General features: G+C 69.9%; 6 protein-coding genes and 1 pseudogene. 4 read left to right on the plus strand and 3 right to left on the minus strand.

What is annotated here, in order from left to right; genetic code table 11:
* Positions 1-79 precede the first annotated feature (79 nt).
* The 3 genes and pseudogenes from nagA to B2U11_RS04035 form a co-directional block, all read right to left on the minus strand.
* Complete coding sequence (gene nagA / locus B2U11_RS04025) at positions 80-1219, minus strand: N-acetylglucosamine-6-phosphate deacetylase (RefSeq protein WP_292070118.1); 1140 nt, start codon at positions 1217-1219, stop codon at positions 80-82.
* A gap of 243 nt (positions 1220-1462) precedes the next feature.
* Positions 1463-2248, minus strand: a pseudogene (locus B2U11_RS04030) (SIS domain-containing protein); the annotation flags it as partial.
* Positions 2248-2988, minus strand: a complete 741-nt coding sequence (locus B2U11_RS04035; RefSeq protein ID WP_292070106.1) for a GntR family transcriptional regulator — start codon at positions 2986-2988, stop codon at positions 2248-2250. The gene B2U11_RS04035 and the pseudogene B2U11_RS04030, both read right to left, overlap by 1 nt.
* 264 nt (positions 2989-3252) lie before the next feature.
* Here B2U11_RS04035 and B2U11_RS04040 point away from each other — a divergent pair, with 264 nt between their 5' ends.
* The 4 genes from B2U11_RS04040 to nagE all read left to right on the plus strand — a co-directional run.
* On the plus strand, positions 3253-6012 hold the full coding sequence (locus B2U11_RS04040) for a TonB-dependent receptor (protein ID WP_292070107.1): 2760 nt from the start codon (positions 3253-3255) through the stop codon (positions 6010-6012).
* Between the two features lie 176 nt (positions 6013-6188).
* Positions 6189-8303, plus strand: coding sequence for a beta-N-acetylhexosaminidase (locus B2U11_RS04045; RefSeq protein ID WP_292070109.1), 2115 nt, complete (start codon positions 6189-6191; stop codon positions 8301-8303).
* On the plus strand, positions 8300-10825 hold the full coding sequence (ptsP, locus tag B2U11_RS04050; RefSeq protein ID WP_292070110.1) for a phosphoenolpyruvate--protein phosphotransferase: 2526 nt from the start codon (positions 8300-8302) through the stop codon (positions 10823-10825). Before B2U11_RS04045 ends, ptsP begins: the two co-directional genes overlap by 4 nt.
* The coding region (gene nagE / locus B2U11_RS04055) for an N-acetylglucosamine-specific PTS transporter subunit IIBC (protein WP_292070112.1) at positions 10822-12147 on the plus strand (1326 nt) is incomplete at its 3' end. The genes ptsP and nagE, both read left to right, overlap by 4 nt.

Raw genomic sequence — 12147 nt, forward strand, 5'->3', positions numbered from 1 at the left:
TTCGAGGACGAGGACGAGGAAGGCTCGTTCATGTTCGAAATGGCCATCCTGGCCGAAGACCTGCCGGACTAAGCGACCTTCAGGCGGCGTCTTCGCGGACGCCGCCGATCCAGGTTTCGACCACCTTCAGATCGTCGTCCAGGGCGACGAGGTCGGCGGACCGGCCCGCCGCGATCGCGCCCCGCCGGCCCGAAAGTCCCAGGAAGGCCGCCGGGCAGGCCGAAGCCATGGCCAGGGCCTGGGACAGGTCCAGCCCCAGCAGGGCGACCGCGTTGCGAACCGCCGCGGCCATGTCGAGGTCAGACCCCGCCAGAACCCCGTTCTCGTCGTAACAGAGCCCGTCCCTGACGGTGATGCGGCGGCCCTGAAGGAAGAAGTGGTCGCTGTCGGCGCCGACGCTGGGCATGGCGTCCGTCACCAGCATGAAACGGTCGTGCGGGCGGCAGCGCAGCGCCAGCCTGAGGGCGACCGGATCGACGTGGTGGCCGTCGACGATGATGCCGCACCAGGCGTCCTGATTCTCCAGCGCGGCGCCGACCATGCCGGGCGCGCGGTTCTGCAGCGGCGACATGGCGTTGAACAGATGGGTCACGCCGGTGATCCCGGCGTCGAAGCCCGCGCGCATGGTCGGGTAGTCGGCGTCGGTGTGGCCCGCCGCGACGCACGCGCCGGCCTGGCCCAGGCGGCCGATCATCTCCGGCGTGGTCATCTCGGGCGCCAGGGTGATCAGGGTGCGGCCGCCCTTCAGGCGCGTCAGCCGACGCACGGCGTCGTCGTCCAGCACGCGGAACTTGGAGGCGTCGTGGATGCCCTTGCGGCGGACGTTGAGGAAGGGCCCCTCGATATGGATGCCCAGCACGCCGGGCGTCCCGTGCGCGATGGCGGCCTCCACGGCGTCGACCGCGCGGTCGATCACGTCCAGGTCGTCGCTGATCAGGGTGGGCAGAAGGCCGGTCGTGCCGAACCGGCGGTGCGCGGCGGCGATGGCGGCGACGCCCTCGGGGCTGGGGTCGTCATTGAACAGCACCCCGCCGCCGCCGTTGACCTGGGTGTCGATGAAGCCGGGCGCCAGCAGGCGGCCGCGCAGGTCGTGATCCTGGCCCGAGGAGGGACGATCCGGCGTCACGGCGACGATCCGGCCCTGGTCGATGACGACGCTGAGCCCGTCGCGCACGCCGTCGGGCGTCGCCACCCGGCCGTTGATCAGGTTGACGGCCATCAGACGGTCTCCGTCACCTTGTTGAGGTAGGGCGGCCGGTCGGGATCGAAGCCGCGCGCGACGGACAGACGCGCCGCCAGGCCGTAGAAGCTCTGGACCAGCGANNGGCTCCAGCGCCGGATGGCCGGCGACGGAGGGCAGGGCGGTCACGCGCGCATCCTCGCAGGAGCCCGACAGGAAGACCCGCGCCCCACGCCCCGCGAAGTCGATCGCCAGATCCTCGGCGTCGTCACGCGTGACGTCGGACTGGGCCAGCATCAGGACGGGAAAGCCCGACTTGACCAGGGCCATAGGGCCGTGGCGGACCTCGGCGGTGGAGAAGGCCTCGGCGTGCAGGCCGCAGGTCTCCTTCAGCTTGAGGGCCGCCTCGCGCGCCACGCCGAAGCCGCCGCCGCGCCCGACGACATAGAGGTTGGTCGCGGCCCGGAGAACGGGCAGCGCGGCGCTCCAGTCCTGGCGCCAGGCGGCGGCCAGCTGGTCGGGCAGGGCGGTCAGGCCCGCGCGCAAATGGTCGTCTTGCGTCCATTCGGCGACCAGGTGCGCGATGGCGGTCAGGCTGGTGATGAAGCTCTTGGTCGCGGCCACCGACACTTCGGGGCCGGCGCGCAGGGGGATCGTCAGGTCCGCGACCTCCGACAGGGGCGAGCCCTCGACATTGACCAGGGCGATGACGAAGGCGCCGCCCGCCTTGGCGGCCGAGGCGGCGGCGACCAGATCGGGGCTCTTGCCCGATTGGGAGATCGCCAGGCAGACGCCGCCGGGAATGCGCGGCGTGCGGCCATAGACCGAACTGACCGCCAGCGGCATCGGGCTGGTCAGCACCCCGGTCTCGGATTCGATCAGATAGCGGGCGAAGACGCCGGCGTTGTCGGAACTGCCCCGGCCGCAGATCAGAGCGGCGGTCGGAACGTGCGCGCGCAGGCGTTCGGCCGCCCGGGCCACCACATCGGCGTTGTCGCGCAGCTGGGCGGCGACGACGGCCGGGGCCTCGGCCGCCTCGGCGAACATTTGGGTGTCTTCGGCGCGCATCAGGCGGGACCGTCGTTCAGTTCGGCGACGAAGTCGTAGGCGTCGCCGCGATAGTAGGATTGCGTCACCTCGACCGCCTGGCCGCTGTGGAAGGCGCGGCGCTCGATCAGCAGGCCCGCCGCCCCGGCCGTCGTGCCCAGAAGCTCGGCCTGTTCGGCGTTGAACAGCACGGCCCGCAGCCGCTGCAGCGCGCGATTGGGGCGATAGCCGGCCTCGGCCAGGGCGCGGTACAGCGAGGTGGTCACCGTCTCCAGGCCCGGCAGGCAGGCGGCGGGAATGGTCGAATACTCCAGCGCCATCGGCAGGCCGTCGGCGTAGCGGATACGATTGAAGCGATAGACCGGCGTGCCGGGGCTGAGGCCCAGGGTCAGCGATTCCTCGGGCGTCACGGCGCCTTCGCTGCGGTTCAGCCAGGAGCTGGTGGCCTTGCGTCCGCGCGCGGCCATGTCCTCGGAGAAGGAGGTCAGCTTGGAGAAGCTCTTTTCGACCCGGGCGGCGACGAAGGTGCCGGCGCCCTGGCGACGGGTGAGCAGGCCCTCGGCGACCAGGCCGTCGAACGCCTTTCTGATGGTGATGCGCGAAACGGCCAGGTCCTGGGCCAGATCGCGTTCGGGCGGCAGCGCCTGATCGGGCTTGAGCGCCTGACGCTCGATCGCCTCGCGCACGGCGTGTTGAAGCTGCTGGTACAGCGGCGCTGCGCGCTGCGCGTCCAGCGCGCCTATGGCTTCGAGAAACGACATCACGCCCCGTCCTGGATCGGCCCGCCCCCGGACCTGTTGTTGCGTCCATCTGAACCCATGTCATGCTACCAATCAAGAACCAATATGAAAAAAGAATAGGCCCAATCCATATTTTGGTCTTGCGCGGTGTGATGGATTGATGAAAGTCTCGCTTCTAACGGCGGTGAGGCAAGCATTCACGGCCGGGGGACGGACCATATTGGTCTTGCATTGGGCTTTTCAGGATCTGCGGGGGTAGGTTCATTGAAGGGGAGAACAGGCGTCATGAGTATTCGTCATGTCCTGCTTGCCGGATCCGCCAGCGCCCTGGCGCTGACCATCGCCGGCCAGGCTTTCGCACAATCCGCCGACACGCCGGTCAGCACCGTGGACGAGGTGGTCGTCACCGGCATCCGCGCCTCGCTGCAGCAGTCGCTGACGACAAAGCGCAACGCCGACGCCATCATCGACGTGGTCACCGCCGAGGACGTGGGCAAGTTCCCCAGCTCCAACGTGGCCGAGGCGATCACCATCATTCCGGGGGTCACCGTCGACCGGGCCTTCGGCCAGGGCGAGAAGGTCTCCATCCTGGGCACCGATCCCGCGCTGAACCGCACCCTGCTGAACGGCCAGACGGTCGCCTCGGCCGACTGGTTCATCCTCGACCAGCCGGGTCGGACCTTCAACTACGCCCTGTTGGCGCCGCAGATCGTCGGTCGGGTCGAGGTGTTCAAGTCGCCCGAAGCCCGTATCGACGAAGGCTCGATCGGCGGCACGGTCGACGTGCTGACGCGCCGGCCGCTGGACCTGACGGGATCGACGACCGCATCGGGCGCGCTGACCTATCTCTACAACGATCGCTCGGAGGAGGGCGATCTGCAGTATTCGCTGCTGGGCGGCTGGCGCAACGAGAACCGCACCTTCGGCGTGCTGATTTCGGCCCAGCACGCCAAGGACAGCCTGCGCCGCGACGGCCTGGAGTCCTACGGCACCATTCCGGCCAGTTATTACAACGGCGGCAATCCGGAGAACCCCGGCGCCGACGCCATCGCCAACGGCAACTGCGTGGGCGACTGCGCCGCGACCCTGCTGGCCAATCCGAATGCGCGCGGTCTGAACTCGTTCGGCACCCACTTCTTCAACCAGACGCGCGAACGCGACAGCTACACCGTCGCCCTGCAATGGCGGCCGGTCGAGCAACTGGACCTGAATTTCGACTGGCTGCACGTCGACGCCAGCTATGACAACATCAACCAGTCGCTGTTCGCCTTCCAGGGCAACACCTGGAACAGCCTGGGCGCCTTGACCGACATCGAGGTCGAGGACGGGGTCATCACCTACGCCGCCTTCAACAACGCGCTGAGCGTGCTGGACGTCCAGTACCGCGAAGCCGAGATGACGACCGACAGCTATCACCTGGACGGCAAGTGGCGCGGCGAGGGCTGGGACCTGTCCGGCGACGTCGGCTACTCCAAGGCCGACGGCGGCACCCAGCGCCAGCTGTTCGGCGAATTCCTGAACTGGGCCGACTATTCGGTGGACTTCCGCGGCGCGCCGGGCTCTCCGGGCGTGCTGACCTACACCGATCCGGCCAACAATGACGTGCTGAGCAATCCGGCGAAGTTCTCGTTCGACGGGGGCTGGGGCGCGGGCGATCCGTCGGTCGGACCAACGGGCTACAACGCCGGCTGGGGCGGCAACATCGTCTCCAAGCCGACGACCGACGAAGAGACCTATGGCCAGGTCGACCTGGGCTTCGATCGCGACGGCTTCTTCGACCGCTTCCAGTTCGGCTACAAATACCGCAAGCACGAGACCGACCAGAAGATGTCGGGCGTGACGGTGCAGATCTATGGCGCGCCGGACAACGCCTCGCTGTTCAGCCCCGGCCAGGTTCCGGGCAACTATCTGGACGGCTTCGACGGTGTGAACGACCAGATGCGCAACCGCTTCAGCATCGATGGCGGCGCGCTGGCGGACTACATCGAGGCGGGCGAGTATCTGCGGCCCTGGCAGGCGGCGCCGGTGCCGACCATCTTCGGCAACGCCGAGTTCACCGCCCAGAACTGGAACGTGCAGGAGACGATCAACGCCTTCTACGGCCAGGCCGACTTCGAGAACGACCTGCTGCGCGGCAACATCGGCCTGCGCTACGTCCGCACCGAGTCGGACAGCGGCGGCTATGTCTGCGTCAATCAGACGGCCAGCGGCTGCGGAACCACAGCGGCGGACTGGGAATGGAGCGTCACCAGCAAGGAATACGACGACATCCTGCCCAGCCTGAACGTGGCCATCAACGCGGCGGACGACCTGATCATCCGCGTCGCGGCGGCCAAGGTGATCGCACGGCCGAACTATGCCGACATGTCCAACTACTTCTGGCTGTCGGACCAGATCCTGACCGGCGGCGGCGGCAACCCGGACCTGGATCCGTATGAGTCGACCAACCTGAACCTGGCGGCGGAGTGGTATTTCCAGCCCGAGGCCATCCTGTCGGCCGAGGTCTTCTACAAGGACATCTCCAACTACATCCTGCAGCAGACGGCGCCGGAACAGCACTTCAACCAGGCCCAGAACGCGGTCACCACCTATCAGATCAGCCGCCCGACCAACGCGGGGTCGGCCGAGCTGAAGGGGCTGTCGGTCGCCTATCAGCAGACCTTCGGCTACGGCTTCGGGGTGCTGGCCAACTACACCCTGGTCGACGGCGAGGCGGACAATGGCCAGGATCTGCCGTTCAACTCCAAGCACCAGGTCAACCTGAGCCCGTTCTACGAGAGCGGCCCGTTCTCGGCGCGGGTGACCTACACTTGGCGGTCGCGGTATTTCACCGGCCTGGACCGCGGCGACGCCCTGTATGTGCGCGATGTGGACACGCTGGACGCCACGGCGGGCTACCGGTTCAACGAGAACGTCAGCCTGACGGTGTCGGGGCAGAACCTGCTGGACAGCGAGTACTACAGCTACGCCAACACCGTGGCCCTGCCGCGCGGCGTGTACCGGACGGGCCGCAAGCTGATGGCGACCCTGGCCGTCGAGTTCTGATCGATGGGGCGGGGACGGCGCCGCGTCGTCCCCGCAAGCCGATTGCCATGGCCGCGCTTCCGTACTCAGGATGCGGCCATGAGCGCTTCGACGGATGTTTCCCCTTGGCCTTCTCCTGAGGCCGAACTGGCGCGGGGTTTCGGCCCCGCGCGCTCTTTCCTTCAGCGAGATCCCCCATGACGCCGATCGTCCGCACGGCTGCGGCCGCCCTGCTGACCCTGTGTCTCGGCCTGGCGCCGGCCCACGCCCAGGTTCAGACCCAGACGCAAGCGCCGATCATCCCCGAGCCGCAGAGCGTGCAGGCGGGGAGCGGCGTCTTCACGCTGGAGAATGGGACGGTCCTGTCCGTCCCGGCGGGCGACGCGGAGGCGCGCCGCGCCGCGACCTATTTCGCCGATCTGATGAAGCGCACGCGCGGGCTGGACCTGACCGTGCGCGAGGGCGTGGCTGGTGACGGCGTCATCGCCCTTCGGCGCGCGGACAAGGCGCAGGACGCCTATCGCCTGTCGGTCACCGACCAGGGCGCGACCATCGCCGCTGGCGGTTTCGGCGGCTTCCTGTATGGCGGGATGAGTCTTTGGCAACTGGCCACGGCCGAGGCCGGGCAGGACCCGGCGCGCATCGCCGCCGTGACCATCGAGGACGCGCCGCGCTTCGGCTGGCGCGGGCTGATGCTGGATTCCGCGCGGCACTTTCAGTCGCCCGAGTTCATCAAGGGCTTCATCGACTGGATGGCGCTGCACAAGCTGAACGTCTTTCACTGGCACCTGACCGACGACCAGGCCTGGCGGCTGGAGATCAAGCGTCATCCACGCCTGACCGAGATCGGCGCCTGGCGGGTGGAGGCGGGCGAAGGTCCGCGCCGCGACATCGACCCGGCGACCGGGCGGCCGCGTCTGTACGGCGGCTTTTACACCCAGGACACGGTGCGGGAGATCGTGGCCTACGCGGCCGCGCGAAACATCACCATCGTGCCCGAGGTCGACGTGCCGGGGCACGCCAGCGCGGCCGTGGCCGCCTATCCTGAGCTGGGCGTGACCGATGCGCCGGGCGCGGCCGTGCCCGCGGTGCCGGCCGACTGGGGCGTCTATCCGACCCTGTTCAACACCGAGGAGTCCACCATCGCCTTCTTCGAGCAGGTGTTCGACGAGGTGATGGACCTGTTCCCCGGCGAATACGTCCATGTCGGCGGCGACGAGGCGGTCAAGGATCAGTGGAAGGCCTCGCCCCGGACGCAGGAACGGATGCGCGAGCTGGGCCTGTCGAACGAGGAGGAACTGCAGAGCTGGTTCATCGGGCGGCTGGAGAAACATCTGAACGCGCGCGGTCGGCGGCTGATCGGCTGGGACGAAATCCTGGAGGGCGGGCTGGCGCCCAACGCCACCGTCATGTCGTGGCGCGGCGTGGACGGCGCGATCGAAGCGGCGCGGCTGGGCCACGACGCGGTGATGACGCCGGGGCCGGTGCTGTACTTCGACTATCGCCAGAGCCCGACCGACGGCGCGCCGGGGCGCAAGATCGTCTCCTCGCTGGAGGACGTCTATCGCTTCGATCCGACGCCGGACGAACTGACGCCGGAACAGGCGCAGCGGGTGATCGGCGTCCAGGCCAACATCTTCACCGAGCATATGCGGACCGAGGACCGGGTCGAATACATGGCCTTCCCGCGCGTGGCGGCCCTGGCCGAAGTGGCGTGGACCGCGCACGACCGGATGGACTGGGATGCGTTCCGCGAACGGCTGGAGCCGCAGCTGGCGCGCTATCGGGCATTGGGGATCGACTATGCAACCAGCGGGCTGGAGCCGGCGGCGCCGATTCCGGCTGACGGAGAGCGGCGCTACAGCCACCAGCTGACCACCTGCTCGGACGGGCTGGTGCTGTCGCTGATCGACGACGCGCCGGCGACGGGAGATCGGTCGGTGTTCATGATGGACATCATGAACCCGTGCTGGACTTACGAGGGCGCCGACCTGACCGGCGGCAAGCGGATCGAGGTCGCGGTGGGCCAGGTTCCGTTCAACTTCCAGATCGGGGCGGCCAAGGACAATATCCGGCTGGCGACGCCGACGACGCCCGAGGGCGAGCTGGAGGTGTTCGTCGGCGGCGCCTGCGAAGGCCAGCCGGCGCTGGTGTTGCCGCTGAAAGCGGCCTCGGCCGATCCGGGGGTGACGGTTCTGAGCGGCGATCTGCCGGCGACGGCGGGACGAACCGATCTGTGCCTTCGCTTCGCCCAGCACGGGTTGGACCCGATCTGGGGCGTCGACTGGGTGCGTGTGGGAGCGGCGCGATGAGCCGCGTCGTCGTCCATGCCCCGATGGCGGGTTGGCTGGCGGCGCTGAGCGAGGTTCCCGACGCCGCCTTCGCCGAAGGGCTGGTGGGGCCGGGCGTCGCGCTGGACCCGACGGACACGGCGGTGCGCGCGCCCTTCGACGGCGTGGTCGTCGGCCTGCCCGCCAGCCGTCACGCGGTCACGGTGCGATCGGCCGAGGGCGTGGAGGTGCTGATCCATGTCGGGCTGGAGACGGTGGCGCTGAACGGCGCGGGCTTTACGGCCCATGTCGCCGAGGGCGCGGCGGTGAAAACGGGCGACCTGCTGCTGACGCTGGATCTGGAGACCATCGCGGACGGGGCGCGCAGCCTGGTCTGCCCCATCGTCGTGGTGGGGGGCGGCGCGGCGACGGCGATGGAGCCGGGGCGGGCGGTGGCGGCGGGCTCTCCGATCCTGACAGTCTCGGTCGAAGGGACGGCCGTCGTCGCGGAGGCGGGGCAGGTGCTGACGGACCACGTGCGGGTCCCGCTGCCGCATGGGCTGCACGCGCGGCCGGCGGCGCGGATCGCGGCCTGCGCCAAGGGATTTGACGCGCGGGTTGTGCTGACGCGCGGGGACCGGCGGGCCGATGCGGCCAGCCTGGTGGCCATGATGGGGCTGGGTGTGCGTGACGGCGACGAACTGGGCCTGGAGGCGTCGGGTCGTCAGGCGGCCGAGGCGCTGGACGCGGTTCGGGCGCTGATCCTGTCGGGCTTGGAAGAGGCGGCGTCGGGTCCGACGTCGACCGCGCGGGCGGCTCCGTCCGTCGCGGGGCCGGTCGTGGGCGAGGACGGCGAACTGATCTTGAGCGGCGTCACCGCGGCGCCGGGCCTGGCGGTCGGTCGGGCGGTGCGGCTGAAGCAGGGCGAGATCGCCGTGGCCGAGACCGGCCAGGGCGTGGCCATTGAGACGGCGGCGCTACGTCAGGCGTTGGCGACCGTGCGTGCGGAAATCGCGCGGGCTGGGACCGAGGGCGGGGCGCACCGCCGCGCCATCCTGGCCGCGCACCTGGCCTTTCTGGACGATCCGGGCCTGATCGAGACGGCCGAACGGCACGTCGCCGAGGGACGCGGGGCGGGTTTCGCCTGGCGCGAGGCGACGCGGGCGGGGGCGGCCCTGTTCCGGGCGATGGACGATCCGCGCATGGCCGAGCGGGCCGACGATCTGCTGGATCTGGAACGGCAGGTGCTGATCGAACTGTCGGGCGAGGCGCCGCCGCCGCCCGCCGCCCTCGGGCCCGGATCCGTGGTGGTGGCGGACGACCTGTTGCCGTCGCAGCTGATGGCGCTGGACGCCGGGCGTCTGGCGGGGATCTGCACCGCGCGCGGCGGCCCGACGTCGCACGTCGCTATCCTGGCCGCCGCCCTGGGCGTGCCGGCGCTGGTCGCGGTGGGCGAGGGGCTGGACCGGGTCGAGGACGGCGTGCTGGTGGTGCTGGACGCCGACGGCCGGCAGATGATCGCCGCCCCGTCCGCCGCCCGCCAGGCCCGCGCCCAGAGCGCGGCGGCGGCGCGCGAACGTCGCCGGGCCGACGCGCGAGCCCTGGCCATGGACGACGCCCGCACGGCCGATGGTCTCCGCATCGAAGTCTTCGCCAATCTCGGCGGGGCTGCCGAGGCGGCGCCGGCCGTGGCGGGAGGGGCCGAGGGGTGCGGCCTGCTGCGCACCGAATTCCTGTTCCTGGAGCGCGAGACGGCGCCTGACGAGGACGAGCAACTGGCCGAGTACCAGGCCATCGCCGACGCCCTGGACGGGCGCCCCCTGATCGTTCGGACGCTGGACGCGGGCGGCGACAAGCCCTTGCCCTATCTGCCGACCCCGCCGGAGGAGAACCCGGCGCTGGGCCTGCGCGGCGTGCGTTCGGGCCTGCACCGGCCCGACATCCTGCTGACCCAGCTGCGGGCCATCTGCCGGGTGCGCGCCCGGGGGACGGTCGCGGTCATGCTGCCGATGATCGCCTCGGTCGCCGAGGTGCGGCAGGTTCGCGCGATGCTGGACGTCGCCGCCGCAGAAACGGGCGCGGCGACGCCGCTGCTGGGCGTGATGATCGAGACGCCGGCGGCGGCGATGACCACGGACATCCTGGCCCCGGCCATCGACTTCGTTTCGGTCGGGACCAACGACCTGACGCAATACGCCCTGGCGATGGATCGTCAGAACGCCGGCCTGGCGGCGCAGCTGGACGGACTGCATCCCGCCGTGCTGCGGCTGATCGCCCGATGCGCGAGCGGAGGCGGGTCGCTGAAATGGATCGGCGTGTGCGGCGGGCTGGCGTCCGATCCGGCGGCGGTCTTGATCCTGATCGGCCTGGGCGTGCGCGAACTGTCGGCCACGCCTGCCATGGTCGCCGAGATCAAGGCCGTCGTGCGCGCCGTGACGTTGGCGGACTGCCGCGCCCTGGCCGAACAGGCCCTGGCGCTGGACAGCGCCGAGGCGGTGCGCGCCCTGGCCGGCGAGCGGCTGGCCGACCTGCTGAAACCCCGCGCCGTGGGAGCCGTGGCATGAAGATCGGTCTGTCCAGCCTGCAGCCCCTGGGCCGCGCCCTGATGCTGCCTATCGCCGTGCTGCCCATCGCGGGCCTGCTGCTGCGGCTGGGCCAGCCGGACCTGCTGGACATCGCCTTCGTCTCGGCGGCGGGGCAGGCGGTGTTTTCCAATCTGGGGCTGCTGTTCGCCGTGGGCGTGGCTGTCGGCCTGGCGCGGGACAACAATGGCGCGGCGGGCCTGGCGGGCGTGGTCGGCTATCTGATCGCGGTGGAGTCCGCCAAGGTGCTGCTGAGCGTTCCGCCCGAGGTCGTGGCGGGCCTGGCCGGCGATGCGGCGGACGCGGCCGCAAAGGCCTTCAAGGATCAGGCGATGGCGCGGCTGGGCGTGCCCATCGGCATCGTCTCGGGCCTGATCGCAGGCGACTTCTACAATCGCTTCTCGACCTTGAAGCTGCCCGACTATCTGGCCTTCTTCGGCGGGCGACGGTTCGTGCCGATCGCCTCGGGGCTGGCGGCGCTGGCCCTGGCGGCGATCGTAGGGCTGTCGTTCACCGCCATCGACCATGGCATCGACGTGTTCAGCCGGGCGGTCGTCGGATCGGGCGAGATCGGCCTTTTCGTCTACGGCCTGCTGAATCGGTTGCTGATCATCACCGGCCTGCATCACATCCTGAACAACGTGGCCTGGTTCATCGTCGGCGACTATCAGGGCGCGACGGGCGACCTGAACCGCTTCTTCGCGGGCGACCCGACCGCGGGCGTCTTCATGAGCGGCTTCTTCCCGGTGATGATGTTCGGCCTGCCCGCCGCCTGCCTGGCCATGTATCACGCCGCCCGGCCCGAGCGGCGCAAGGCGGTGGGCGGGATGCTGGCGTCGCTGGCCCTGACCGCCTTCCTGACCGGCGTGACCGAGCCGATCGAGTTCACCTTCATGTTCCTGGCGCCGGTGCTCTACGCCATCCATGCGGTGCTGACCGGCGTTGCGATGGTGGTGATGGACCTGCTGGGGGTGCGGCTGGGCTTCACCTTCTCGGCGGGCCTGTTCGACTATGTGCTGAACTTCGGCAAGTCGACACGGCCGTGGCTGCTGATCCCCGTCGGCCTAGTCTATTTCGGCCTCTATTACGGCCTGTTCCGACTGTTCATCCGGGTGCTGGACCTGAAGACCCCGGGACGAGAGGACGCGCCGGTCGAAGCGGCGGCGGTTCCCGCGGTCGCCGGCGGCCGGGGCGAGGCCTTCGTCTTGGCCCTGGGCGGGGCTAGCAATCTGACCGGCGTGGCGGCCTGCACCACGCGGCTGAGACTGGGGATCGCCTCGCGCGAGGCGGTGGACGAGGCGGCG

It is taken from the genome of Brevundimonas sp. UBA7534 (assembly GCF_002479325.1).
Taxonomy (GTDB): Bacteria; Pseudomonadota; Alphaproteobacteria; order Caulobacterales; family Caulobacteraceae; genus Brevundimonas.